General features: G+C 55.4%; 23 protein-coding genes. 13 read left to right on the top strand and 10 right to left on the bottom strand.

Translation table 11 applies throughout. The features are described from left to right. Positions 1 to 657 (top strand): homoserine dehydrogenase (locus RCH87_RS04735; RefSeq protein WP_306515581.1); only part of this gene is annotated, 657 nt, incomplete at its 5' end. A gap of 16 nt (positions 658 to 673) precedes the next feature. Then, a complete protein-coding gene (thrB, locus tag RCH87_RS04730) occupies positions 674 to 1603 on the top strand; it encodes a homoserine kinase (RefSeq protein ID WP_306515580.1) in 930 nt (309 codons plus the stop codon). Between the two features lie 133 nt (positions 1604 to 1736). Here thrB and RCH87_RS04725 read toward each other — a convergent pair whose 3' ends face one another. From RCH87_RS04725 to RCH87_RS04705, 5 genes are all read right to left on the bottom strand, one after another. Further along, positions 1737 to 3827: an ATP-binding cassette domain-containing protein gene (locus RCH87_RS04725; RefSeq protein WP_306515579.1), complete on the bottom strand. Its 2091-nt coding sequence runs from the start codon at positions 3825 to 3827 to the stop codon at positions 1737 to 1739. Between the two features lie 28 nt (positions 3828 to 3855). Continuing rightward, entirely contained in the window at positions 3856 to 4677 is an 822-nt protein-coding gene (gene modA / locus RCH87_RS04720; RefSeq protein ID WP_306515578.1) for a molybdate ABC transporter substrate-binding protein, read from the bottom strand. A gap of 115 nt (positions 4678 to 4792) precedes the next feature. Further along, positions 4793 to 5671, bottom strand: coding sequence for a formate dehydrogenase accessory sulfurtransferase FdhD (fdhD, locus tag RCH87_RS04715; RefSeq protein WP_306515577.1), 879 nt, complete (start codon positions 5669 to 5671; stop codon positions 4793 to 4795). Positions 5672 to 5679: 8 nt separating this feature from the next. Further along, positions 5680 to 6099, bottom strand: coding sequence for a DUF6457 domain-containing protein (locus RCH87_RS04710; protein WP_306515576.1), 420 nt, complete (start codon positions 6097 to 6099; stop codon positions 5680 to 5682). Positions 6100 to 6199: 100 nt separating this feature from the next. Then, positions 6200 to 6460 carry a MoaD/ThiS family protein gene (locus RCH87_RS04705; protein ID WP_306515583.1) on the bottom strand — a complete coding sequence of 87 codons (261 nt, stop codon included), beginning with the start codon at positions 6458 to 6460 and terminating at the stop codon, positions 6200 to 6202. Positions 6461 to 6609: 149 nt separating this feature from the next. Here RCH87_RS04705 and RCH87_RS04700 point away from each other — a divergent pair, with 149 nt between their 5' ends. The 5 genes from RCH87_RS04700 to RCH87_RS04680 all read left to right on the top strand — a co-directional run bounded on the left by RCH87_RS04700 (position 6610) and on the right by RCH87_RS04680 (position 12049). Then, positions 6610 to 7974, top strand: coding sequence for a molybdopterin molybdotransferase MoeA (locus tag RCH87_RS04700; RefSeq protein WP_306515575.1), 1365 nt, complete (start codon positions 6610 to 6612; stop codon positions 7972 to 7974). 149 nt (positions 7975 to 8123) lie between these two features. Further along, the gene (locus tag RCH87_RS04695) at positions 8124 to 9695 is read left to right on the top strand and encodes an OFA family MFS transporter (protein WP_306515574.1); all 1572 of its coding nucleotides are present in this window, start codon (positions 8124 to 8126) and stop codon (positions 9693 to 9695) included. A gap of 61 nt (positions 9696 to 9756) precedes the next feature. After that, a complete protein-coding gene (locus RCH87_RS04690) occupies positions 9757 to 10299 on the top strand; it encodes a MogA/MoaB family molybdenum cofactor biosynthesis protein (protein ID WP_306515573.1) in 543 nt (180 codons plus the stop codon). Then, on the top strand, positions 10280 to 10840 hold the full coding sequence (locus RCH87_RS04685; RefSeq protein ID WP_306515572.1) for a molybdenum cofactor biosynthesis protein MoaE: 561 nt from the start codon (positions 10280 to 10282) through the stop codon (positions 10838 to 10840). Before RCH87_RS04690 ends, RCH87_RS04685 begins: the two co-directional genes overlap by 20 nt. Positions 10841 to 10906: 66 nt before the next feature. Then, entirely contained in the window at positions 10907 to 12049 is a 1143-nt protein-coding gene (locus tag RCH87_RS04680) for a ThiF family adenylyltransferase (RefSeq protein ID WP_306515571.1), read from the top strand. A 69-nt stretch (positions 12050 to 12118) separates the two neighbouring features. Here RCH87_RS04680 and RCH87_RS04675 read toward each other — a convergent pair whose 3' ends face one another. The 5 genes from RCH87_RS04675 to RCH87_RS04655 form a co-directional block, all read right to left on the bottom strand. Next, a complete protein-coding gene (locus RCH87_RS04675) occupies positions 12119 to 12775 on the bottom strand; it encodes a molybdenum cofactor guanylyltransferase (protein ID WP_306515570.1) in 657 nt (218 codons plus the stop codon). A gap of 29 nt (positions 12776 to 12804) precedes the next feature. Next, the gene (moaC, locus tag RCH87_RS04670) at positions 12805 to 13284 is read right to left on the bottom strand and encodes a cyclic pyranopterin monophosphate synthase MoaC (RefSeq protein ID WP_306515569.1); all 480 of its coding nucleotides are present in this window, start codon (positions 13282 to 13284) and stop codon (positions 12805 to 12807) included. Between the two features lie 120 nt (positions 13285 to 13404). Continuing rightward, a complete protein-coding gene (locus tag RCH87_RS04665) occupies positions 13405 to 14736 on the bottom strand; it encodes a molybdopterin molybdotransferase MoeA (RefSeq protein ID WP_306515568.1) in 1332 nt (443 codons plus the stop codon). Positions 14737 to 14779: 43 nt separating this feature from the next. After that, entirely contained in the window at positions 14780 to 15907 is a 1128-nt protein-coding gene (moaA, locus tag RCH87_RS04660; RefSeq protein WP_306515567.1) for a GTP 3',8-cyclase MoaA, read from the bottom strand. Positions 15908 to 16005: 98 nt separating this feature from the next. Further along, complete coding sequence (locus RCH87_RS04655) at positions 16006 to 17772, bottom strand: long-chain fatty-acid--CoA ligase (RefSeq protein WP_306515566.1); 1767 nt, start codon at positions 17770 to 17772, stop codon at positions 16006 to 16008. A gap of 464 nt (positions 17773 to 18236) precedes the next feature. On the opposite strand from RCH87_RS04655, the gene rho reads away from it, so the two are divergent. The 6 genes from rho to RCH87_RS04625 all read left to right on the top strand — a co-directional run bounded on the left by rho (position 18237) and on the right by RCH87_RS04625 (position 24766). Further along, the gene (gene rho / locus RCH87_RS04650) at positions 18237 to 20312 is read left to right on the top strand and encodes a transcription termination factor Rho (RefSeq protein WP_306515565.1); all 2076 of its coding nucleotides are present in this window, start codon (positions 18237 to 18239) and stop codon (positions 20310 to 20312) included. 3 nt (positions 20313 to 20315) lie between these two features. Further along, positions 20316 to 21389 carry a peptide chain release factor 1 gene (gene prfA / locus RCH87_RS04645; protein ID WP_306515564.1) on the top strand — a complete coding sequence of 358 codons (1074 nt, stop codon included), beginning with the start codon at positions 20316 to 20318 and terminating at the stop codon, positions 21387 to 21389. A gap of 6 nt (positions 21390 to 21395) precedes the next feature. After that, positions 21396 to 22304: a peptide chain release factor N(5)-glutamine methyltransferase gene (gene prmC, locus RCH87_RS04640; protein ID WP_306515563.1), complete on the top strand. Its 909-nt coding sequence runs from the start codon at positions 21396 to 21398 to the stop codon at positions 22302 to 22304. A gap of 65 nt (positions 22305 to 22369) precedes the next feature. Continuing rightward, positions 22370 to 23032, top strand: a complete 663-nt coding sequence (locus RCH87_RS04635) for an L-threonylcarbamoyladenylate synthase (protein ID WP_306515562.1) — start codon at positions 22370 to 22372, stop codon at positions 23030 to 23032. Continuing rightward, the gene (locus RCH87_RS04630; RefSeq protein WP_306515561.1) at positions 23032 to 24207 is read left to right on the top strand and encodes an MraY family glycosyltransferase; all 1176 of its coding nucleotides are present in this window, start codon (positions 23032 to 23034) and stop codon (positions 24205 to 24207) included. Before RCH87_RS04635 ends, RCH87_RS04630 begins: the two co-directional genes overlap by 1 nt. A gap of 88 nt (positions 24208 to 24295) precedes the next feature. After that, on the top strand, positions 24296 to 24766 hold the full coding sequence (locus tag RCH87_RS04625; RefSeq protein ID WP_306515582.1) for a hypothetical protein: 471 nt from the start codon (positions 24296 to 24298) through the stop codon (positions 24764 to 24766). Positions 24767 to 25122: the final 356 nt, after the last annotated feature.

Genomic DNA, 25122 nt, shown 5'->3' with positions numbered 1-25122 from the left:
AGCTATACTCGCGTGAACTTCGATGATGTGCACTGCGAAGGCATCCGGGACATCACCGCTGCGGATATCGCCGCCGCAGACAAGGCCGGCTACGTCATTAAACTGTTGGGAATCTGCGAAAAGATTACGGACGAGCAGGGCAATGATGCGGTGAATGCTCGTGTCCACCCAACCTTGGTTGCTAAAGACCACCCATTAGCATCTGTGAACGAATCGTATAACGCGATTTTCGTAGAAGCGGAAGCTGCAGGTTCTTTGATGTTCTACGGCAACGGTGCTGGCGGTGACCCAACCGCCTCTGCAGTCTTGGGCGATGTGGTCGGCGCCTCCCGTAACAAGGTCCACGGTGGCCGTGCACCCGGCGATAACATGTACGCCAGCCTGCCGATCGCGGACTTTGGAGAAGTCAATACGCGTTATCACATCGACATGGAAGTCGTCGATCGTGCGGGCGTGTTGTCTGATCTGTCCGCCACCTTCGCACAACAGGGCATTTCCTTGCGTACAGTGCGACAGGAAGAAAATGAGGACGGCGTTGCTCGTTTGATCGTCGTCACGCACAGCGCGAAAGAAGCGGTGCTGCACGATACCGTGGAAGCGCTTAAGCAGTCTACGGACGTCAAAAAAGTTCACTCCGTAATCCGCCTCGACGTATAAGGAAGTTGCACTCACGATGAGCACCGAGCTAGAAATCGGCACCAAAGCAACCGTCCGTGTTCCGGCGTCGTCGGCGAACCTTGGGCCGGGCTATGACACGCTGGGCCTCGCTCTTGGTAGTTATGACGTTATTGAGGTCGAGGTCACCGCGTCTGGCCTGGAAATTGAGATCTATGGTGAGGGCGAAGACGATTTGCCACGCGATGGTTCGCACTTGGTGGTCAAGGCCTTGCGCTCAGGCTTGAATGCAGCTGATGCGACTGCGCCAGGATTGCGGGTTACCTGCACCAATGCGATTCCGCAGTCGCGCGGATTGGGTTCGTCTGCATCCTCGGCAGTTGCTGGTGTTGCAGCGGCCAATGCACTCGCGGGTTATCCATTGTCCGCTGACCAGGTGGTGCAGTTGTCTTCAGCGTTTGAAGGTCACCCGGACAATGCCGCAGCTTCGGTACTGGGTGGAGCGACGGTGTCGTGGATGACGGTGCCCGTTGATGGCCGTTCGGCTCCGGAATACAAAGCAGTCAGTGTCGACGTGAATGAGCACATTCGGGCGACCGCCATCGTCCCGGATTTCCACGCTTCCACTGCGGCTGTACGCCGAGTTCTTCCTAGTCACGTTACCCATGGTGATGCTGCCTTTAACGTCTCTCGTGTTGCCGTGATGACTGTCGCGATCCAGCACCATCCAGAGTTGTTGTGGGAAGGCACCCGCGACCGGTTACATCAGCCATATCGATCCGATGTTTTGCCTGTGACCGCAGAATGGGTCAATCGCTTGCGCAACCGGGGTTATGCGGCGTATTTATCCGGTGCCGGCCCGACGATCATGGTGCTGCACACTGAAGATGTCGATGAAGCTTTGCTTGCCGACGCCCGTGACCAGGGGCTGAAAGTCGTCGAACTTGGCGTAGCTGGTCCGGTAGAAACTAGCGTGAGCCACGCTTAAACAACCGCAACTTGCTAGAGAGAACCGCCGGGCACCACAGCACTATGCGCTACACCATGTCCGGTGGATCGGAGCAATAACGGCCTTCCTCAAGGGGAAGGCCCTTATTGCTGGCTATCGTGAAGGTTGCTGTCTAAACTGTGCCAGCTGATGCCTTGGTATCAGCAGTTTTGTCAGCAGCCGTTTTAGCGTCACCGGCCTTGTCAACGGCAGCAAGCTGAGTGACCGAAATCTTCGCCGGATCGATGCCCCAGATAACTTCGTCGTCAAGCTGCAGATTGATTGCGGTGGCCTTATCTGGTGACAACGTGATGTCGACATGCTCGCCACCGGTGTCGACGGTGACATCGCAGACTGTCGGGTGCGGGACCGAAATATCGATAACTTTGCCGCGCCATTCGTTGTCCGGTTTGCGGTTATCCGGTTTGGCGTTGTTAGGTTTGTGGCCGTCACGTTTATGAGCATCCGCTGCAACGTTGTGCACATTCGGTGTTTCTTGGAACGAATGCTTGCGTAACCAGGCGTCAGAGGGCAACCAGGTAGCAAGAACTTGGGCAATTTCGCCGGAAGGCAGCGTTGCAGCTTCGGCACAATTTGCGGTATCTACGGCGAGAGTGATTTCGCCACTGTCGATTAAGACTTTGTTCGCAGAGCCGTCATGTTCTTGGTCGGTAGTTTTATCCGACATCAGCTTGCCGGCGAGCGCGTTGAGGCCGAGTGTAGTCGCCAAAAACTTCGTGCTGGGTGCCGAGGTGAGTGACGAGGTTGCACCGTGCGAGACAATTCGGCCGGCAGCGATTGACATGATGTTGTTCGAAAGCGAAGCAATGTCGTGACCGTTGTGTGTGACGAGCAACGTGGTGCGCTGGCTGGCGGTAGAGCGAAAATAGGCTTTCCATTGCGCAGCGATCGAGCTGTCTAAGCCGGCGAACGGTTCGTCCAAGATCAGTACTTCGGGGCTAGCAGCAATCGCTCGGACGATAGCGACTTGGCGCGACTGTCCACCTGAAAGTGCTGGTACAGGCACGTTTTCGAGTTCGCTGAGCCCGGCTGCGGCCAACAGCGCTCGCGCACGATCAGTATTGCGTGTGGCCATGGTGATAGCTTGCAACACCGTGGCTGCAGGCGGAAGCGCAGGGTTCTGCGTGAGGATGATGACCTTGGGTTGTTGGTCATATTCGCTGCCATCCTGCGCAAAAAAGGTGATTTCCGCTCCGCCCAAGCGGCCGGCAATTGCTTTCATCAGCGTAGTTTTGCCAGCACCATTGGAACCAACGACTGCAGTTGTCTGGCTGGACGCAATATCACAACCATTAACCCGCAGAGCAACGGGATTTGTTGTCGCATCTGTTAGTTCGCTCAGACGTTGGCGATCCAACCCGACGTTTCGGCTCACGCGGTGTTTGTGGCGCTTTTTTAAGACTGTAGGCAAGCAGGATAGGCACAGCACGATGATGGCGATAAAGATTAGTAATGCAGCTTGCACGTAAGCGACATCAGCATCGACCTCACGGTTGAGGTAAATGGCCAGCGGCAGTGTCCGAGTCTCTCCAGGCAGAGAGCCTGCAAACGTGAGCGTGGTGCCAAATTCACCCAAGGAACGCGCGAATGCTAACCCGGCACCGGTGCCTACTGCCGGCACGATCGTAGGCAAGATAACTCGCCAAATTACCCGACGGTAGCTCATGCCAATGCTGAGCGCGGAGTCGATAATTTCGCGATTGATTTGCCGAAGAGCGGAATCCGCCGTCACGATCACGAAAGGCAGCGTAATGAAAACGTGAGAGGCGACCACGCCGCTAAAAGTAAAGGCGATATCGATGCCTAGAGCACCAAGGATGTCTGAAGTATAAGATCTACGCCCGATTGCGGCCGTCAGCGCCAAACCACCGACAACCGGTGGCAAAGCCAAGGGCAGTACGACGAGTAGGCGCACGAACCAGGTTCCGGAACTGTTTTGTAAAAGCCACAGTGATAGCGGAATTCCCAGCGCGAGGGTGATGAGCGTAGATAGAAACGCCGAAGTCAGAGACAAGCGCAACGCGTCGAGCGTGGACGGCTGCGTGACGACTTCGGCGAAACGTTCCCAGGGAACACGAAAGATGAGGGCCAGCAATGGGCCCAGTACCGTCACTACGGCTATTGCCGCAAGCAGCACGACGGCGAACGGATTATTCGGTCGCACCGGATGTGGTGTCCATTCGGTTGAATGAGCTTGTGCCATAGTGCGGTACTTTCTCAATCTTTAGTTGTTACTTGTCAGCTGGCAAGAAGCCTGCTTTTTCCCAAGCCGAGCGGATAGCGTCGCTCTTCAGCAGCTCGAAAACAGCCTTGGCTGCCTCGGCGTTGGAAGCGTTCTTCAGCACGGCTGCTGGGTAGTCATTGACGTGTTCGTCGGATTTAGGAATCTCGATGACCTCAACTTCATCGCCGGCAGCAACCGCGTCGGTCTTGTAAACCCAAGCTGCATCAGCCTGGCCAGACAGCACCTTGCCCAACGTGTCGGTAACTGAGTGCTCCAGGGAAGATGGGTGCAGCTCCAGGTCGTTTTCTGCAGCCAGCTGCTCGGTCAAATCGCCGCATGGTACGGAAGGATCGCAGATCACCAGGGTGGTGTCTTCGTTTAGATCGTCAATGCTGCTGATGTTTGCTGGGTTATCAGCAGGAACTACCATGACCAAAGTGTTGCCAGCAACGAGCTCGGATTCTTCTGCGTCACCGTTTTCTTTAGCCTGCTCCATGGCCTTGTTGTTCGCAGTCAGCAATACGTCGGCTGGTGCGCCCTCTTTGATCTGGTTGACCAAGTCCGTCGAACCAGCGTTGTTGATGGTCAGATTGACCGGTGGGTCGAGCTTCTTTGCCTCTTCTACCAGCTCGTCGCCGATAACGCGGGTCGAAGCTGCGGCGAACAGGGTAACGTCCTGGGCCTCTGCGGTCGCTCCGGTGGAGTCCGCGGCAGAGCTTTCGCTTGACGAACCTCCTTCGGACTGGCAGGCAGCCAGGGTGAGTGCACCAGCAGCAACAGCGCAGGTCGCGATGCGACGAATGGTGGTTGCACGGTTACGAGGAAGCATGAGAATTCTCCTATCCCTAATGTTTGCAGGGATTATTGTGCACGTGAACTCTGCCTAGACAGATAGGCTTCACGTAAAAATCCTTGCCGTTCTTGTTATCGTTCCCAGAAAATTTTCATTCCCGGGGGATGTCCTCCAAGTTTCCATTATATAAATTCATACGGTTGTCGCGGGTGAATCCGGTGAGGAAAAATCCCGATTGACGTGCAAGCTTCACCGCTAATGATGTGGCGGCAGATACAGCGACGAGTCCGGAGAATCCCGCGAGAATCGCTTTTTGTACTAGTTCGAAACTGGCTCTTGAGGTCATCACCAAAAACATCTGCTTCGCTGGCAACATATCGTTCATTAACAACGCACCGATCACTTTGTCCGCAGCATTATGACGGCCGACGTCTTCGCGTGCGAAAATAAGTTCACCCTCGCTGTTGACAGCGCCAGCTGCATGGATTCCGCCGGTGCGTCGAAATGCCTTTTGGTCGCCGTGCAGTAATCCAGGTAGGCCGAGGATGAACTCTGCACTGGGGCGTACCGGGGTAATGGGGTAGGTTCTACGCTTTTCTACGTCGTCGATCGAAGTAGTGCCACAGATCCCGCAGGCCGAGTTCATCGTGACAGTGCGCATGGCTAAACGCGTCGCAGTGGCGGACGAGCTAGCTCCTGTCGAGTTCGACACCAACGCCACATCAATCGTGTTGTAAGTGTTGAAGCCGTCGTCACCGACCGCTCCGCCGCAATACCTCATGCTGGCGACGTCTGCTGCTGCGGTGATGATCCCTTCGGCAAAAAGCAGGCCGTGTACCAGCTCGAAATCGTGACCTGGGGTGCGCATCGTTGTCACAAAGTCTGTGCCATCGACACGAATTTGTAGCGGTTCTTCGACCGCTACGGAATCCACGCGTTGCGAAAATTCGAACTTCGCGGGGCCTGCCGCATCATCGGGCTGCCGGAACACACGTGTAATCGGAGTTCGTGCGGTGAGTCGTTGTGCCATGCAGAAACCTACCTAAGCTCTGTTCTTGTCTCAGATGGTGCAGAATTCTCAGATTGTGCAGAATTGCCATCGCGACGGTTATCTGCGTGGCCGTTGACGAATTCTTCACCGAGTAACGGCCGCAGGCAGTGTTTAATGGTTTGGTTTAGCTCTTCTGTGGTGCCTCCCGATGCACGTTGTCCGGCTGCCAGCCCAACTAAAAACGCGGTCACCGGCGCCGCGGGTCGTGAATGCTGGTGGGCAACCTTGCTGGTGAGGTCAAGAATCCCTTTAATGTTAGAGCGTAAAATGCGCGAATCGATGCCGAAAGTCTCCATAACGTCGGCAAGCCACACGCTCGTCGCGACTTCCTCGGGGCTCGCTTTTGTTTTCTTGGAGCCCGGTGGTTGACAGTCGTGCGACGCGCTGTGTGCGTTAAATCCGGCCATGCCAACAGCCTAGTAATTCATGCCTGCTATACGTCACAATGGCCGTGATAAACCGCCGTGATAAACCCCTGTGATAAACGGCTGCGACAAACCGAATTGATCACCCACCGGCGAATGGTGGCAACACGTCAACGCGATGTACGCCATCGAGAGACGCGGATGGCTCCGCCGCAGCACCATCGAGTAGAAAACTGCAACGGGGAAAAATCTCTGCCAGGCTCATCCCAGAATCAGTGGTTCCGGTGTGCAACGTTGCACGCGAATTGAGTAAATCTGCAAGCGTAGAAAAGCTAGATTCAGCAATGGTTTCTTCAGCAACTCCGGCGGCTGCGCGGGCAGCGGAGAAATAGTGAATAGTCAACATAATATTTACTATTCTGCCTGGCAGGGCGCGAACAATGCAATTGGCTGGCGTCTCGCGTGCACACGGAATTTCACCTGCTTACTGCTTTGCGAAGCCGAAACTGCACAGGCATGTTTCTAGTAGCACAACAGTGCTTAAATAGAACCATGAGCAACCGATCACAGCAGGCCCAGCACAACCGGCGTTCCCAAAAGCCCTCGCCAGAAGAACACCTCGCGAATATTTCAGGCCATCTTTCGCAGTTCGGCACCTGGCCGATGACTGAGACAGTCCCAGTCGCGGAAGCATCTAACCGCGTGGTCGCACAGGCGGTGGCAGCACCATATGATTCCCCAAGGTTTTCGAATTCCCAGGTTGACGGCTATGCGTTAAGTCAGGCTGCTCTGGATCGTCTACCTGCAGAGTTTAGGGTTAGCGCTGATATCCCCGCAGGTACAGATCCGGCCGAAGTTTATCCTAATGGTATCGACCCACAGGGGAGCGGTGAAGCGATTGCGCCGATTATGACGGGGGCGAAGGTTCCGGAAGGCACTGCTGCCATTGTGCGAGTCGAAGATGCCGTGCCTCCAGAATTTCCGACCGTCGACAGTGTTGGTGTTGCGGGTTCCGAAGTTTCTGCGGACCCCGAAGTTGTCGCGGGCGCCGAAGCTTCTGAGGTGACGCACCACGAGGTAGCGGCCTCGTACCGCTTGATTGAGGCTGCACAGCCTGGGCAATTCGTCCGCGAACAGGGCGTAGACAGCGCTGCCGGCGATATTATCGTCGACGCTGGCGAATTGATTACGCCAACCGTTATTGCGGCATTGGCTTTTCAAGGCGTGCCGACTGTCGACGTTCACAAGCGGGCGCGAATCCTCATCGCGACTGGCGGGGCAGAGGTTGCCAAGGTCGGCAACCATACTGCAGATGGTGCAGCAGTCATCCCCGATGCTAATTATCCAATGCTGGCAGCCCAGGCGCAGCGATTCGGCATCGATGTCGTGGGCCGGGTGCATATTGACGATGACGTCGACAAGCTCGCTGAGAGCCTACGCGCGGCCATCGAACGTGATCGGCCGGACGTGGTCGTGACCTCCGGCGGGATCAGCAAGGGAAAATATGAAGTGGTGCGACAATTGCTTGCCGATTCGCCAGGTGCCTGGTTTGGCGCGGTAACGCAACAGCCGGGCGGGCCGCAAGGCTATGGCACTGTTCATGGTGTGCCATGCGTGTGTCTTCCAGGCAATCCGGTTTCGTCGTTGGTGAGCTTTCGCCTGTTTGTCGCACCACTGTTGGGGCGGGTGCCGGAACCGATTGAGGTGATCACAACGGAATCACTGACTGGATTAGCTGATAAAGATCAATTCGTTCGCGGAAAGCTGGAATATTCTGGTGGTCATGTCCGCGCGCACGTCGTATCTGGGCCGGGCTCGCATTTGTTGCACCAGGCGGTGGCTGCGGATGCTTTATTGCGTATTCCTGCTGGGCAAATGATTAGTGCACGGAAACGTGTGTTGGCATATAGGTTATAGATCGGGGTTTGCAGCAGGAGGCTGAAATTATAAGCCCGCCTTTTTGGTTTCCGCTGGGAGTTGTCGTTTAGAATTGTGGCATTCTATTTTGATATGTGATTTAGGCCATGAATTTTGGTCCACTATTTCCAGTAAAAGGAGAGTCCATCATGGCAACGGATGTAGCATCCTCTGCACCATCCCCGACACCTTCGAATTTCTTTTCCCGCACCCGAATTATTGCACCGAAAGAATTTAATAGGTGGTTGATTCCTCCGGCCGCCTTGGCCATTCACCTGTCTATTGGTCAGGTTTATGCGTTCTCGGTTTTTAAAGCTCCGTTGATGGAATTTTTCGACGTCCGCGAAGTTGCTGTCGGATGGATTTTTTCCCTCGCGATCGGCATGCTCGGGTTGTCTTCGGCGATTGCCGGTAACTGGGTTGAGCGAGTCGGCCCGCGTGCCTCCATGGCCGCTGCAGGATTGTTCTGGGTAGTGGGCTTTTTTGTTGCTACCTTCGGGCTTGCAACTGCTCAGTTGTGGCTGGTGTATTTGGGCTACGGTGTGATCGGCGGCATTGGTCTCGGTATCGGCTATATTTCGCCGGTATCGACTCTGATGAAGTGGTTCCCCGACAAGCCCGGATTGGCCACGGGAATGGCGATCATGGGGTTCGGTGGCGGTGCATTGATTGCTAGCCCGGCCTCGAACACCTTGATGGAGTTATTCGGCGGTGGCTCCGAAATTGCCGAGCTTGCCGACGGTCTCTACGGCACCTTCTTGACACTCGCGATCTTGTACCTGGTGGTTATCGCTCTGGGCTCCTACGCGATTCGTTTGCCACACCCAGACTGGAAGCCGGAAGGCTATGATCCAGCCAAAAACTCTGGTTCGAAGATGAAAACGGCGGGCAATGTTTCTGCGAATACTGCCGTGCGTACGCCGCAATTTTGGCTGCTTTGGATCGTGTTATTCGTCAATGTCACCGCGGGAATCGGCATTTTGGAAAACGCCGCACCGATGGCTCAAGATTACTTCCCAGAAATCACCGCGGGTGCTGCGGCTGGATACGTCGGCTTGCTTTCACTAGCGAACATGGGCGGTCGTTTTGTTTGGTCGACCGTTTCCGACTGGATTGGCCGCAAAAACACCTATTTCCTCTACCTCGGCGTGGGCTTGGCTCTATACCTGGTGGTCGCGTCCTTCTCGTCGGCGTCGTTGGCGATTTTCGTGCTCGCCACGTTGATCATCATTTCTTTCTACGGCGGCGGCTTCTCGACGGTTCCGGCTTACCTGAAAGATCTCTTCGGGGTCTACAACGTGGGCGCAATCCACGGACGTTTGCTTACTGCTTGGGCAGCTGCCGGTATTGCAGGCCCACTGATCGTGAATACCTTGGTCGAAGCACGGGCCGATGCAGGTCAGGAGGGTGCCGATTTGTACCGTGCCAGCCTGTTTTTGATGTGCGGGCTCTTGGCGATCGGTGTTGTTGCGAACCTGCTCATTAAACCAGTTGATGAGAAACATCACGTTGCTGCCGAAGTAGTGAAGGAAAAAGAAGCGGCGGACCGCAAAGCCGTCGATGATGCCGAGCAAGCGGCCCGCGAAAGCGGCAAAGCCAAGGGGAATTCGAGTTTCGCGCACAATGCTGTCTCATTGATTTTAGGCATTTTCATTGGCGCTAGCCTTGCCTTTGGTCTCTGGGACACGATGTCACGCGCAGCAGGATTGTTCACCGGCTAAAATTGCCGAGCTTATTCCTCTACAGTAGAAACCATGAAATCCTGTAGGAGGAAGAGTATTCATGGCACCTAGTGAATCCACAACAAGTGAATCCACAACAAAGGAAATCCGCACGGCTGTGGTGCTGGTGTCTTCGACTCGGGCCGCGCAAGGGGTATATACGGACGAATCAGGGCCGATCGCCGTGGAGTTTTTACGTGCAAAAGGCTTCGCAACCTCTGAAGCTCGAGTCGTAGCCGACAAAGATATTTCCTCAGTTATCGATGAGATTATCGCTGATCCGAACCGTCCTGATGTCATCTTGACCTCCGGGGGCACCGGGATCAGCCCGGATGATCGCGTCATCGAGTCCCTGCAACCGCACCTTGATCGTGAACTCCCCGGTATCGCACACGCGTTCTGGGCTGAAGGTTTAGCAAAGACCCCCACCGCCGTGATTTCTCGTGCACTGGCTGGCACCGTCGGAAAAACTTTCGTGATGGCCATGCCAGGCTCACCGGGAGGCGTTCGCGATGGTGTAAAAATACTTGACGACGTTTTAGTCCACGCAGTCAACGTATTGAAAGGACAACAACTTCCAAACCATGACGAACACCACTCCTAGTCAGACTAACCCAGAAGGCACAAGGCCCAACACCACGGCTTCAGACGGCTCGGTACTGAATGGTTCGGTGAGCGCGGAGGCCCCGAATAGCGCCTCCGATCTTCCTTCCGCGAATCATCGGGTTATCGGTACCGTGCTGACGGATCAGCCGTTGGAACCCTTACGTGATGAAGCCAGCCGCTTGGTGCCGGATGCCACTGCAGGTGCCGTCGTCACTTTCGATGGAATCATCCGCAACCACGACGGTGGGCAGGCCGTTGATGAATTGCTGTACACCGCTCACCCTTCAGCGCGACAAGAATTGGCTCGCGTGGTTGCTGAAATTGCCGCAGAATTTCCGCAGGTGCGTGTGTGGGCAGCTCATCGCACGGGCAAACTCGGCATTGGCGAACTCGCATTTGCCGTGATTGTTGCAAGCGCGCATCGAAAAGAAGCCTTTGCTGCCTGCGCTGAACTCGCTGAACGAGTGAAAGCGACCGTACCGATTTGGAAGGAACAATTCCTTAGCGATGGTAGGGCGCAGTGGGTCGGCTTGGATTAAATTGGATCGCAGCAATCACGGGCCCGCGTGGCCTGTGAGGCGCTAATCTAGAAGGAAACCCCACGCATGGAACTTTCTCCGCAGTCAGTGGCACGCTACCAACGCCAGCTCAGTTTGCGTGGTTTTGGGCGTCAGGCGCAAGAAAAGTTGGCTGGCTCGCACGTTGTTGTGGTTGGCGCAGGCGGGCTTGGTTCTCCGGTGCTGCTGTATCTAGCAGCAGCTGGAGTTGGTGCGCTGACCATCATCGACGGCGATGAAGTCTCACTGTCGAATTTGCATCGGCAGATCATTCACCGCACTGACTCAATCGGCACCCCGAAGGCTGAATCGGCCCGTCAGGCGCTCAAAGCTCTGAATCCAGATATCGCCGTTGCCGTTATCAACGCTGATCTGGACCGTGAACATGCGCGCGATATTTTTAGTGCCGCTGATGTAGTCATCGATGGCACGGACAACTTGGGGGCCCGGTACCTTATTTCGTGGGCCGCTTTGCGTAGCGGTATCCCACACATCTGGGGTTCGATTCTCGGTTTCGATGCCCAAATCTCGGTTTTTGGTTTGGGTGATGGTCCAATCTATGAAGATGTTTTTCCTACACCGCCACCGGCTGGCTCGGTTCCTTCGTGTGCTCAGGCAGGAGTGCTTGGTCCCGTCGTCGGCACAGTCGGTTCGGCGATGGCGCTGGAAGCGATCAAGGTTTTAACTGGCACCGGTACGCCATTGGCTGGCCGTATAGGCTATTTTGATGCGCTCTCTGGCCGTTGGGAGTACATTCCCGTGCAGGCTAAACGCAGCACCCGTGAGTTAGTGTTGGAACACGGCCCGATTCAGGCCGAAAGCAGTGAGGAACCAGAATCGCTGGTCGACGCTGGGGTACCGGTTGATGATATTCCAGACGATGCCCTGGTCATTGATGTTCGAGAGCAAGAGGAATTCGCTGAATATGCGATCCCGGGAGCAGTGAATATCCCGCTATCGTCGCTTGGTGATAACGGAGATCGTGCAGCCGGCTCCGGCTCCGGCACTGTGGCGACTACACAACTCATTTCTGCGGTGCGTGCCCACGATGCGCAGCATCCGGTGGTCATTTATTGTGCTGCAGGTAAACGCTCTACCCAAGCGATCAAACGCTTGCAGGCCGAAGGCGTGGAAAATTTAGGTAATTTGCGTGGTGGAATTGATGCCTGGCTTGCCCGGCAGACGGACTAGCTAGCTCGCCCGATTGAGGCAGCCCAAACGGCGTCAAACGGCTATGCCGTAGTGCCCGAGGGAGAGTTGTTACGCTGAAGTCTCATCGGGGAGCTTCACCTGGCCGCGAGCTTTGAGCTCTGCGAGCGTGTCGTAATCAGTTTCACAGCCCGTGCCGTCGACACCAACCCAATCGGAATGGCGTACTAGAGCACGTGCGGGTTTATCGTGTGCATCGCCGATCTCTGCAAGGGATTGCCGTAGTTTCGACACCTTCCAGACCGAGCACAGGGGGTTGGCGATTCCCGCGCTGTCTTTGATGATGGCGGCGTCACGCTCAGCATTGCGTGCAAGGGCATTGCTGAGCTCGGGCATTAGCTTCCACGAATCTGGTGCATCAACGCTGAGAATTGCGACAAGGCCAGCAGCTGCTGGAAGTGCGCTAATACCAGCGGAAATTCCGGCAAGCGGCCCGCCAAATGCGGGTTTTTCCGCGGTATGTGTAATACCCTCAGCGAGGGTTTTCGTTGATACGATCACCACATTGTCGCGATCAACCCCAAGCTCTTGTACTCCGGTGAGTAGATGGTCGATCAAGCGAGTGCCGTTTAAGCTTACCGTGGATTTATCGATCCCACCCATGCGCTGCGAGCGTCCCCCAGCAAGGATCATGACTGCGAGGTTGTCACGGTCGGGTGTGGCGTCAACAAGAAACTTCTGAGTGGGAGAGTTTTCTGGGTGGTTCATAGAAAGTGCAGTGCTTCCTGGTTTTCGTTTTAGTTCGGTTCTGGTCGGGACCAGTCTCCGGAACGACCGCCAGATTTCTGAATGATCGCGCAATTGGTGATGTACGCGCTGCGGTCGATGCCTTTTACCATGTCGATGACGTTGAGTGCTGCAACATTGACTGCGGTGAGTGCTTCCATTTCGACGCCAGTGCGATCGGCAGTGCGCACAGTCGCCGTGATGTGCAGATGATCCTCGCGAAGCTCGAGGGATACTTCGCAGCCGTGCACACCAATCGTATGCGCTAGCGGTAGCAGTTCGGGAACGCGTTTGGCAGCAGAAATGCCGCTGATGCGGGCGACTGCAAAGACATCACCTTTGGGTACGGTGCCATCGCGCAGAGCTTCCAAGATATCGGGTGAACACACGACGGAGGCGACTGCGGTCGCTGAGCGGATGGTCGGCGTTTTTTCCGTGACATCGACCATATAGGCATTGCCTGAGGCATCGAGATGTGGTGGCTGTTTCATTGTTGAAGGCTTTCTAGGTTTGTTGTTTTCTTTGATCGTTGTAGTGCGTGTTTATTCAAATCGAGTGAGCAAATTAGCAGACCGGGCAACACTCAGTGCGGCACGGTAGCATTAGCAGCATTAGCGTAGAGCCAATACACGTACCGTTGCTGGATCGGCATCGTCTTCTTCAGGCGAGATCACGGCGAGAGCGTCGATGCCGAGCAAAGAGCTGACGAAATGGGAACCGAGCTTACCCACCCGTGTCGGCGCAGCCTGTAGCCCGGGGGATTGTCCAGTCTGTGGGGCTGGTTCCAAACGTACGGGAACCAATTGAGTTTTGCCCTTCCGTGGTCGGGCTAGCCCTGGGTGCCGTGGCAACTCTAGAACTCGGTGTGGCCACCAGGAGCCAGGGTCGTTGTCGGCAGATGCATGGCCATGCAACTCGGGCGGCGACGTCACGCGGCCCTGCAAAATACGCAGGCAAGCAAGCACATAGATCATCGCAGAGACATAGGCCGCGACCGGATTGCCGGGTAAGGTCACCATCGCGACGCGATTCCAGTGGCCCGCGCCTTGCGGGGAACCGGGGCGTTGGGCGGCATTACCGAACCAGAGATCGGCATTCGGTGATTGCGTTACGGCTGCCTTGACGACGTCAAACGCCCCTTGAGAGATGCCACCCGTGGTAACCACCAGGTCAACGGGCTGTTCGGCACGGGTCGTAACGTCGTCGAGTAAATCCTGTAAGGCAGCAACGCCATCGCCGACGTGAAAACGTTCAACGTGGACTGGCCCGTGCTCTTCGAGCAAGCGCGTGATCATCGGTCCGTTGGAATCCGCAATACGGTAAGCAGTATCTGTTGCTGGGCTGTTCTCGGCAGAGACTAATTCATCACCAGAAGAAATTACCGCTACCCGTGGCGTGCGATACACCGGAACGCGGGAAATTCCGGCGTTGAGCAAAAACGCTAGGCAACCAGCGTCGACAAGCGTGGATGCAGGCATGATCTCGCCACCGGGCGCGACCACCTCTCCACGCAGACGGATATGCCGTTTTTCGGGAATCGAATGAATCGTCACGGTTTTCGGTACCTGCGACGGTCCCACCTGCGCATCGGTAAGTTCCGTGGGAATGACTCGAACCCGGGAAGGATCACCGCTAATTGGGGCACCAGTCATGATTCGCAGCGTGCCACCGGCAGCGAAATCTTGTGGCTTGGCGCCAGCGGGAACTTCACCGACCACCGGTAGCGTCCACGGGCCCGAACCCGGCAAATCGGAATCGTGGACGACGAAACCATCCATCGAAGAGTTATTAAAAGCTGGGATAGCAGCTTCGGCGTGCACTTTCTGTGCCAAAGAATGGCCCGGTGCATCGTGGACAGCAAGCCATTCTGGTGAAGTTGGTGCTACCAGAGCGCGCACACGAGCAAGGTGTTGCGCCACCGTGACTGGGGAACAAGGATTCATGTTGTCAGTTCTTATCGGGTCCGTATTAATTCCGTCAGCACTACTAGCCACCGATAGCCGACATGGTTCGAGCAGGTTGCAAAAAGCCCTCGTCATTAATGCCGTGGCCAGGAAGCTTCTCCCACATTGCGCCTGCCCAAATCTTGGCGATCTCATCATCGCTAGCGCCCTGACGCAGGTGATTGCGCAATTGCGTCTCACTATTACTGAACAGGCAGGTGCGGATCGCGCCATCAGCAGTTAGGCGAGTGCGATCGCAGTCGCCGCAAAAAGGATACGAAACCGAGCTGATAATGCCCAGCTTGCCACGCTGCACGCTGCGCTCGGCATCGTCCCAGACATCCCACAGTGCTGCCGGGGCAGAACCCCGTGGTTGCTTGGCCGGAGTCATCACAAACGCCGCTTGCAGCTTCTGCAAAATCTCATCTGCCGTGATCATGTCTTGCCGCGACCAGGCCTCACGTGGACCCAGCGGCATCTGCTCAATGAACCGAAGCTGGGCCCCTTTATCCAAGGCATAAGCAGCCAGGTCAACCACATCGTCCTCGTTGACGCCCTTCATCACCAAGGCGTTTATTTTTATCGGATCAAGCCCGACTTGCGCGCATTTATCGATCGAACGCAGCACGTGGGCCAATCGGTCACGCCGGGTCAGGGCAGTGTATTTTTCCCGGTCAATGGTATCGAGTGAGATGTTTATGCGATCCAGGCCGACCGCAGCCAGGCTTTCTACGCGTTTATCCAAACCCAGCCCGTTGGTAGTCAGAGCAATTTCAGGGGCCTCGCCGGTATCCGTCCTCAGAGCTTTGCTTCGCTCAATGATGCTGGCCAGCGATTTTCGTAGCAAGGGCTCACCACCGGTAAAGCGCAGCTTACGAATTCCCAGCTTTTCTACGGCGATGCGTACCAAGCGCACAACCTCATCGTCGGAAAGCACCGCGGAATTGTGCATCCATTCTAAACCTTCGGCCGGCATGCAATAGGTGCAGCGAAGGTTGCATTTATCAGTCAGGCTCACGCGCAAATCTTGCGCAACCCGCCCATAGCGATCAAGCAGCCGACGAGTGCCATCGACGTTGGCTGCAGGTAAATCAGCCGCAACTTTGTGCTCCCCGGAGTCAGGGGAATTCGATGGCGTGGCAGGGTTCGGCAACATTACAGTGGTGGACATATTAGAACCTATTTTAGTGACTTGCCATAGTCCTGACAACGTTTCGACAAGTGGTAAATGTCATGGTCAGGCTTGCAATCATGATTGGATTGGGTACCCTAATCGGACTGCGGACCGTTGTCATCGTTGCCGCGTTCGCCTGGCCCCGGCAGCGTAATGACCTCCAAACGTCCAGCCTTCAAATGTTCGCGCAGGTCTTTTTTATCAAACTTGCCGACGGAGGTCTTATCGATCGAATCCACGAACGCCCAGTACTCTGGAGTCATCCAGTTGGGTAAAGATTCGCGGAGATAGTCGCGTAACTCACGGGCAGTGGATTCATCACGCGGAATATCGGCGTGCAGGACGGCAACGGCCAAAGGACGTTCATTCCATTTTTCGTTGGGATAACCGATCACCGCGCACTCCACAACTTTCTCCGATGCCATGACCAGGTTTTCCAGACCAACTGAATAAATCCATTCGCCACCGGAATGAATCACATCGCGGGCACGATCCGAAACCGTTAAGAACCCGTCTTGGGTGATGGAACCTACATCACCGGTGCGCAACCAGCCGTCGTCAGTAAACTTATTGCGGGCCGCATCGATGTCATCAGAGACATCCTGACCACGAAATTCCGCTGCGTTACCAGTCGTAGCTTCAGCTGCAGAGTGGAAATACGAACCTGTGACCAAATTGCCGCGTACCTGAATCTCGCCCTCATTGCGGTCGGTATTCGGAACAATCTCGCCATCGTTCACGACACGATACTGCAACATCGACGGGAAACGCCCCTGCGAGATGCGATAACCCCAGCGAGTTTCGCCCGAGGCGCCAGATGGTGGGCGCGAAACTGTGCCGACACTGGTCGTTTCTGCCATGCCCCATACGTGAACCACATCGACGCCATAGTGTTCTTCCCAAACTTTGATCAACGCCGGTGGGGCAGGCGAACCGCCTGCGAAAATCTCGACCAATGACATCCGCTCTGGTGGGTGCTTGAGATAGTGAACAATGAGCTGGATCCACAATGAGGGCACGCCATTGGCTCGGCGAGGATGAGTCGCTTGGATAATCTTTGCCAGAGTTGGTGCAGAGGTATCAGCATCGGGCAAAACTAACGGCGCGCCTGACAAAAAAGCAGCGAAGGGAACCGACCAGCACAACACGTGATAAATCGGAATCCCACAAAGGAAAGACTCGCCGTGAGTGACGGCAATAGAATCCGTCGTGCGTAATTGCAGCGCGGCGAGATAAATCGCGCGGTGCGAATACACCACGCCTTTCGGCGCGCCAGTCGTGCCCGTCGAGTAGCACAAAGCCGTGGCCTCTCGTTCGTCCACTTCGGGCCAGTCATACGAGGTTGGCTGGCCATCGAGGAGAGCTTCATAAGAATGAACCTCAATGTGGTCTGGCAAAATTTGCGAGTATTCTGCGAGCTCGGAAGCCGTTGGTAAGCCAATGAAAGCGACCGCCCGGACGCAAGGCGTCTGGCTGGTGATATCGCGAACCTGGTCGAGCATTCGGGGATCAACCACCAAAATCTCGGTATGGCTGTGGTTAACGATGTGTGTGAGTTGATCGAGCATCAGTTGCTTGTTGAGCGGTGCGAAGACAGCGCCCATCGACATCACGCCGAACATGACTTCTAAATGCTCTGCACAGTTGTTGAGCAGGGATCCCACGCGTTGGTCGCCAGTAATGCCGAGCTTGTCGTGCAGCACATTCGCGAACGCCGATGCGCGGGAGGCGATCGCACTGAAAGTGGTTTCTGATGGGCCTTCGGGTGACCAAGTCGTGACCTTCGTGCTAGCGTGCGCGGTTCGTCCATATTCCAAAATCCTGGACACAGACAACGGCAGATCCTGCATCGTTGAGAGCATAAATCCAAGTCTAGCCGTCTGTTCGTCACACGTTATGGTCAACGACACAACAACCCCAAGTGGGGAATGGGATTGATGTGCGCTACACTAGTCTCTGAAATCGGTAGGCAGGCGCTTTTGCCGCCTACACGGTTATTTCAAAATCTTGCGAAAACCCGTGCCACAATGGTGCTTTTCGACGTTGGCGTTGCTCATCGACGTGCTGTCGCTTACCGGGGCCAACGGAACCACCATGGCATGAGCCCAAACGGGGAAGATCTGCAAGATTTTGGAATGTGGTTTTCACTTTCATCTACAATCACCGCGCTGCGTGTGGAACGTTGGATGTCGGAACTGTCCTGCAGCAATCCTGCAATTTTCCGTAAAATCTGCTTCTTCTAGCACAGCCGGTTGTAGAGCCTCGGCCAGCCGAATCTTCGGTGGCCACCCCAATTACGCGAGAACATCGACGCGAAAGGACATCCGTGAGCACAACGGACAACCCAGATCTGTATTCCATGAAGTTGCCTGAACTCCGGGCGCTTGCTCTTGAAAAAGGGTTGAAGAGTATCACCGCACTGCGCAAAGGTGAGCTGATCATGGCCATCGAGACAGGCAAGGTGCCACGTAAATCCACCGAAAAGCCGCTTCCTCGGAAGAAAAAATCTGAAATGCAAGCACGCCAGGCTGCAGAGTTGAATGCACATGAAGCTATCGCGGCGGCAGGAGACGTGCCTGCGGGCAATGTGACTACAGAGCAAGTTTCTGTGGGCAACGAGCATGCTGGTGACGCCACTTCGGGCAATGAGCAACAACACTCCCACGATGACAACGACAACCCGTCACCCGCAGCTGCTCGTCGTGCACGGCGCATTCGTGCAAAAGCACGGGCAAATCATAACGACGGAGGCGGCCACAATAATCAGAAACCCGCGCGCCGGGATGGTTCCGCACAATCGCACCGAACTGAGAACACCACCGCTGGTGCCGAAAGGGCTGACCAGGAAACTGCCGCTGTTGAGGCTGCACAGACTGCTGGCGTCAGTGATCATCAACAAGACCCGAATGGTGCTGAAAACCAGCAGGTTGAGCACCGTAAAAGCGGTGACGGGAACTCCCGTCGTGGGCGTCGTGGGCGCCGGGTGCGTCGTTTAACCGAGAACAACCAGAACCGCAACAACGATATCCCAAGCGATGACCGGGATGATCATGATGAACGCGGTGACCGTGCTGAGCGCGGTAACCGTCACCGTGATAGCAACCGTGACAATAATAACGATGGCAACCGCAGCAACCACGGTGACAACAACCGCGATAACCGGGATAACCGCGGTGACGATAGCCGCAACCAGGATGATCGCAATAACGAGAATCGTAATAACGACCGCAATAATGGCCTCCAAGAAGTAGCTGGCATCCTTGAGGTCGTTGACGGCAACGCAGCGTTCTTGCGTACCACCGGTTATCGTCCAAGTTCGTTAGACGTTTTCGTCAACACCAACTTGGTTCGTCGTTTCCACTTGCGTACCGGCGATTACCTCACCGGAAAGGTGAAAATGACCGGCGGTGGGCAATCTCACGGGAAGGGTCGCAACCGCAAGAAATACAACCAGATGGTATTCGTTGAAACGGTCAACGGACTGCACCCGGAAGAAGCTAAGCAGCGTCCGCAGTTCAGCAAGCTGACCCCGCTGTACCCAAATAAGCGTCTGCGTCTGGAAACCGACCCGAAGATCTTGACTACCCGCGTGATCGATTTGATTATGCCGATTGGTAAAGGTCAGCGTGCGTTGATTGTCTCGCCGCCTAAGGCGGGTAAGACCACGATCTTGCAAAATATCGCGAATGCGATCTCGACGAACAACCCTGAGTGCTACTTGATGGTCGTGCTTGTCGACGAGCGCCCCGAAGAAGTCACGGATATGCAGCGTAGCGTCAACGGCGAGGTCATAGCCTCGACTTTTGACCGCCCACCGTCAGAGCACACCGCTGTCGCTGAGCTGGCTATTGAGCGTGCGAAGCGGTTGGTCGAGCAGGGCCAAGATGTCGTCGTCTTGCTGGATTCGATTACTCGTTTGGGTCGCGCCTACAACAATTCCTCGCCAGCATCGGGCCGAATCCTGTCGGGTGGTGTGGACTCGAACGCGCTGTATCCACCGAAGCGTTTCTTGGGTGCCGCCCGCAATATCGAAAACGGCGGTTCGCTGACGATCATCGCCACCGCCATGGTGGAGACCGGTTCGACCGGCGATACTGTGATCTTCGAGGAGTTCAAGGGCACCGGCAATGCTGAGCTCAAGCTGGATCGTGGTATCTCCGAACGCCGTGTATTCCCAGCCGTCGATGTCAACCCATCGGGTACCCGTAAGGACGAACTACTGTTGGTACCGGAAGAAGCCCGCATCATGACGAAGCTACGCCGAATTCTGTCTGCATTGGATTCACACCAGGCGATCGATTTGCTGATCAAGCAGTTGCGGAAGACTAAATCGAACGGCGAATTCTTGATGCAGGTTGCATCGTCTGCCCCGATGGCAGCGGCACTTGAAGAAGAGGAATAATCCATGGCTAATGAGGTATCGCTTGTCGACGATGTCGTCTCCGAATATCAGGGCATTGAAGCCCAGATGGCGGATCCGTCGATCGCTGGGGACCAAGCACAATTCGGCAAGCTCTCGAAGCGCTACGCCGAGTTGCGGCCAATCATGATCACGTACGAAGAGCTCACCGCGGCGCAGGATGACCTCGAAGCCGCGCGTGAAATGGCCTATGAGGATCATGATTTTCAAGCGGAGGCGGAAGAACTCGCGGAAAAAGTCGAACAGCTACAAGAAAAACTCGCTGACTTGCTTGCTCCGCGTGATCCGCAGGATTCCGAAGACATCATCATGGAGATCAAAGCAGGCGCGGGTGGAGAAGAAGCTGCGTTGTTCGCCGCTGATCTGGCGCGCATGTATGAGCGCTTCGCTGATAAAGCTGGATTCGCGTGGAACGTCTTGGCCCTAAACGAATCCGACTTGGGTGGAGTGAAGGATATGACGATCTCCTTCCGTGCGAAAACCCCAGGTCGCGATGGCGCGTGGGCGTTCTTCAAATACGAAGGCGGCGTTCACCGTGTGCAGCGCGTGCCGGTGACAGAATCTCAGGGCCGCATTCAGACCTCTGCCGCTGGTGTGCTGGTCTACCCCGAGCCTGATGAGGTGGAATCCGTCGATATCAATGAAAAAGATCTGCGTATCGACGTTTACCGTTCCTCGGGTAAAGGCGGCCAGGGAGTTAACACCACCGACTCTGCGGTGCGTATCACTCACTTGCCGACGGGCTTGGTGGTGACCTGCCAGCAGGAGCGCTCCCAGATTCAGAACAAAGCACGCGCCATGCAAGTCTTGCAGGCTCGTCTTGACCAGATTGAGCGGGAAAAAGCAGACGCTGAAGCCGGTGAGCAGCGTGCATCCCAGGTCCGTTCTATGGATCGTTCCGAACGTATTCGTACCTACAACTGGCCAGAAAACCGGATTGCGGACCACCGTATCGGTTATAAGGCCAGCAACTTAGACAGCGTGCTCAACGGTGACATGCACGATCTGATCAAAGCTTTGCAGGATCAGGAACGTGCCGAACGCCTCGAGGCGAAATAGTTCGCGGTGAGCTCAGTTCCATCGACCGGAGCTACGGCGAAGATCCTTCATGAGGTAATTCAAGATGCCACGCAGCGATTCGCTGCTGCTGGGATCTCGAATGCCGCCGGGGAGGCGCGCCTGCTAGCCGCACATTTTCTCGATGTTGCGTCCACAGAGGTGTTCATGCATTTGCGCGAGCCAGCCCCACTCGGACTTGCCGAGGCGATTGCTCGTCGTGAACGCAGGCAACCGCTGCAACACATCATAGGCTCGGCGCCGTTTGGCCCACTGGAGTTATTGGTGGGGCCAGGTGTTTTTATTCCGCGCCCGGAAACAGAAGTGCTCGCGCAATGGGCCGTCGACAAGCTTAAAAATGCTGGCATAGGTGCACAGCGCACTGGAGATTCGCCGCTGGTACTAGATTTGTGTACCGGTACTGGCGCATTGGCTGCTTTTATCGCTCATGAAGTTCCGAATGTGCAGGTTATTGGGGTGGAATATTCCCCTGAAGCGATGGAATGGGCGGAGAAAAATCGTACTCAACTGCAGAAGCGTTCTGGTATTTCCTACGAACTGCGCCACGGTGATGTGTGTGAGGCGAATTTTCTCGCAGAATTCGACGGCCGAATCGATCTGATTGTGTCGAATCCGCCGTATGTTCCGCGCGATGAGAGTTTGAGCCCCGAAGTCTATGCGGATCCAGACAGCGCCGTTTTTGCTGGCGAGACGGGGATGGATGTGATTGATCACCTTGCACCGCTGGTAGCGCGCTTGTTGCGCCGCGGTGGGGTGGTAGGCATCGAACATGATGACACGACTTCGCAGCAGGTCCAAGAAGTGCTGCGCGCGCAATCGAAGCTAGAAAAAATCGCACCGCTCGCTGATCTCACGGGACGAGATCGGTTTGTGACCGCAACCAAAAGCGTAAACTGAGCAAGCGATGTATATAACGGATAACGTTGATGCAAAATGAGACCAACGAGGAGTAGATAACGGCGATGAGCACGACATATTCCTGCGAAGATCGCAACCAGCGAGAAGCCGGGCTGCGTGCCGCCGTCAGCGCTGTGCGTGACGGTGAGTTGGTCGTCATGCCAACCGATACTTTGTATGGCATAGGATGCAACGCATTTGATAACCAAGCGGTGGCGCAGTTACTCGCTGCGAAACACCGCGGTCGCGATATGCCGATTGCCGTGTTGGTTGGTTCCTGGGCAACAGTGCAGGGGCTCGTGCGGGAATTCCCAGAGCAAACGAAAACGCTAATCGAGGCCTTTTGGCCTGGTGGCTTATCGTTGATTGTTCCGCAGGCGCCGTCCCTTCCTTGGGACTTGGGCGATACTCGCGGCACTGTGATGCTGCGCATGCCACTACACCCGATTGCGATCGAGCTGTTGCGCGAAGTCGGTCCAATGGCGGTATCATCCGCGAATATCTCGGGCCAGACGTCTCCGACCACAGTCACTGAGGCCGAGCGTCAGCTAGGGCGCAGCGTCAAGGTCTATCTCGATGACGGTGAAAGCCCCGTAGGGCAGGCATCGACCATCGTTGATCTTTCTGGGCCGAACCCGGTCGTTTTACGCGAAGGCGCTATCAGCACAGAACAAATAGCAGAGGTTCTCGAGCTGTCGGCGGAGGATCTGCGTAGAAAGAGTAGCTAATGGGAGCGGCGGGCATTCCACTTCGGGAACTTGGTCTGGTGCTGTTAGTAGCTGCTGTCGTGACCTTTTTGGTTACTGGCGCAGTGCGCAACCTGATGATCCGCTCCGGCAGGATCGCTGAGATTCGAGCCCGCGACGTGCATACCCAACCAACACCGAGGCTCGGCGGTGTGGCGATGTTCAGCGGGTTTTTGATTGCCATGGCTTTAGCGACGCAGCTACCAGCCTTGAACCGCGGATTCATGCCTGTAACCCCGGAAATGACGGCGGTGCTGTGGTCTGCATTCGCAATCGTTCTGGTTGGTGTCTTGGATGATTTGTTTGAGCTGAGTGCAGTCGTGAAACTGGTTGGCCAGGTTGTTGCCGCTTGTCTTATGAGTTTGTTGGGTTTGACATGGACGCTGCTGTTCCTGCCTATTGGTGATGGCACGACGGTGGTATTGGATCAAGTCCAGTCTCTGATCTTGACTGTATTGTTTACGGTCACGCTGATTAACGCCATCAATTTTGTTGATGGTCTCGATGGTTTAGCGGCTGGGCTCGGAATGATTGCTGGTGGTGCAATCCTAGTCTTTTCGCTGACGGTGCTTTACGACCAAGGTGGAGCAGTGTCAGCCTACCCACCAGCAATCATCGCCGCTGGCTTGGTCGGCATTTGTGCAGGGTTTTTGCCGCATAATTTTGAACCCTCACGGATTTTCATGGGGGATTCCGGATCCATGCTCATTGGGACTTTGTTGGCTGCAGCAGCAACTTCGGCCAGCGGGAAAATTAATATGGCGTTATATGGCACTGCAGATATTGTCGCGCTTATTTCGCCGTTTATTGTGGTGCTGGCAGCAATTTTTGTTCCCGTACTGGATCTGATTCTTGCCGTTGTGCGTCGGCTTGCTCGCGGACAATCGCCGATGGCTGCGGACAAGCAGCATATTCATCACCGGCTATTATCCCTGGGGCATACCCATCGACGGACAGTCTTGGTGCTGTATCTTTGGGTGGCTGTTGTGGCATTTGGCGCAGTGAGTTTTTCGGTAGTGCCATCTTGGCTTGCGATCACAGGAACGATTTCAGCTTTAACTGCGGCGGGGTTTGTCACGATGATTCCGTTGCGGGCGGGAAAAATTGGTAGAACGCAACCGCCTTTGAGATTCGTCGCCAATCGTCCTCCCTTCTGAGGTCATACTGTCCGCAGGGCAGGCGTCTCGCAACCGCTGATAATTTGAGTAATAGCTCGTATACATAGGTATTAAACAAGGATTTATGATGACAAACACGAACGATTCTTCTCTTCACGAGGGGCCGGAGACAGGCGCAGGGGCTGGAGCTGTTTCCCCGTACGAAGACCATACTTTGCCGCTCAAGCGCGGACTGAAGCTTGGTAGTCGGGCGCTGCTTATTGCCACGGTTGCTTCGCTCGTTGTCTGGGGTGCAGTGGCAGGATTACCAGGACTCTCGGGCGTATTGCTCGGTGCCGCTATTGGTGGAAGTTTTGTATTGCTGACTGCAGTGAGTGTTCTATTGACCTCGCAAAGTACTCCGGCAAACACCATGGCTGTGGTGTTGGGAACTTGGTTACTAAAGATTGTGGTTCTCGTATTCGTCTTATTCGCGATTCGAGACTTAGACTTTTATCACACTCTTTCTTTGTTTGTGACAGTTGTGGTTGTGCTGGTATTGACTCTGGGAACAGAAGTTTGGGCGATCGTCACCTCGAAAGTCACTTTCGTTGGCTAGTGCGTCGTTAAGGGTTGCCTGATACTGCCTGGTATGCGGGGTGTCTCGAGCGATGCTTTCTTGCGATTACGAAGAATCCGGTGATCGTTCGCCACGGAGAACCGATAAGTGTTTCCGTCTGCAAAAGATTCGCGATTCGTGCAGCTAGAAAACTTAAATGAAAAATCCACCCCCACGAGGCGACAGAATCGAAATACGCTGATAATATACTGCACGGGTAACCGCAATAGTGGTGCGCCTTTCACAGGAAACTGTAAGGGTGTGACTTTCATGCTGCGCTGTTTCCCCTGCTGTTGCCGCGCTGATGTGCGACGGAGTCCGTGGTAACGGCAGCGAGTTGAAGACGTCCATAGCAC

It is taken from the genome of Corynebacterium sp. (assembly GCF_030826625.1).
Classification (GTDB): domain Bacteria; phylum Actinomycetota; class Actinomycetes; order Mycobacteriales; family Mycobacteriaceae; genus Corynebacterium.
This window is presented reverse-complemented; position numbering and strand designations above follow the sequence as displayed.

Excerpts from the sequence above, each read along its gene's own strand:
- RCH87_RS04685 (WP_306515572.1), top strand. The coding sequence starts at position 10,280 with ATGACGAACACCACTCCTAGTCAGACTAACCCAGAAGGCACAAGGCCC.
- RCH87_RS04710 (WP_306515576.1), bottom strand. The coding sequence starts at position 6,099 with ATGGCCGGATTTAACGCACACAGCGCGTCGCACGACTGTCAACCACCG.
- RCH87_RS04635 (WP_306515562.1), top strand. The coding sequence starts at position 22,370 with ATGAGCACGACATATTCCTGCGAAGATCGCAACCAGCGAGAAGCCGGG.
- RCH87_RS04675 (WP_306515570.1), bottom strand. The coding sequence starts at position 12,775 with ATGAACCACCCAGAAAACTCTCCCACTCAGAAGTTTCTTGTTGACGCC.
- thrB (WP_306515580.1), top strand. The coding sequence starts at position 674 with ATGAGCACCGAGCTAGAAATCGGCACCAAAGCAACCGTCCGTGTTCCG.
- RCH87_RS04625 (WP_306515582.1), top strand. The coding sequence starts at position 24,296 with ATGACAAACACGAACGATTCTTCTCTTCACGAGGGGCCGGAGACAGGC.
- moaC (WP_306515569.1), bottom strand. The coding sequence starts at position 13,284 with ATGAAACAGCCACCACATCTCGATGCCTCAGGCAATGCCTATATGGTC.
- fdhD (WP_306515577.1), bottom strand. The coding sequence starts at position 5,671 with ATGGCACAACGACTCACCGCACGAACTCCGATTACACGTGTGTTCCGG.
- RCH87_RS04700 (WP_306515575.1), top strand. The coding sequence starts at position 6,610 with ATGAGCAACCGATCACAGCAGGCCCAGCACAACCGGCGTTCCCAAAAG.
- RCH87_RS04630 (WP_306515561.1), top strand. The coding sequence starts at position 23,032 with ATGGGAGCGGCGGGCATTCCACTTCGGGAACTTGGTCTGGTGCTGTTA.
- RCH87_RS04665 (WP_306515568.1), bottom strand. The coding sequence starts at position 14,736 with ATGAATCCTTGTTCCCCAGTCACGGTGGCGCAACACCTTGCTCGTGTG.
- RCH87_RS04655 (WP_306515566.1), bottom strand. The coding sequence starts at position 17,772 with ATGCTCTCAACGATGCAGGATCTGCCGTTGTCTGTGTCCAGGATTTTG.
- moaA (WP_306515567.1), bottom strand. The coding sequence starts at position 15,907 with ATGTCCACCACTGTAATGTTGCCGAACCCTGCCACGCCATCGAATTCC.
- RCH87_RS04680 (WP_306515571.1), top strand. The coding sequence starts at position 10,907 with ATGGAACTTTCTCCGCAGTCAGTGGCACGCTACCAACGCCAGCTCAGT.
- RCH87_RS04695 (WP_306515574.1), top strand. The coding sequence starts at position 8,124 with ATGGCAACGGATGTAGCATCCTCTGCACCATCCCCGACACCTTCGAAT.
- RCH87_RS04690 (WP_306515573.1), top strand. The coding sequence starts at position 9,757 with ATGGCACCTAGTGAATCCACAACAAGTGAATCCACAACAAAGGAAATC.
- RCH87_RS04725 (WP_306515579.1), bottom strand. The coding sequence starts at position 3,827 with ATGGCACAAGCTCATTCAACCGAATGGACACCACATCCGGTGCGACCG.
- modA (WP_306515578.1), bottom strand. The coding sequence starts at position 4,677 with ATGCTTCCTCGTAACCGTGCAACCACCATTCGTCGCATCGCGACCTGC.
- prfA (WP_306515564.1), top strand. The coding sequence starts at position 20,316 with ATGGCTAATGAGGTATCGCTTGTCGACGATGTCGTCTCCGAATATCAG.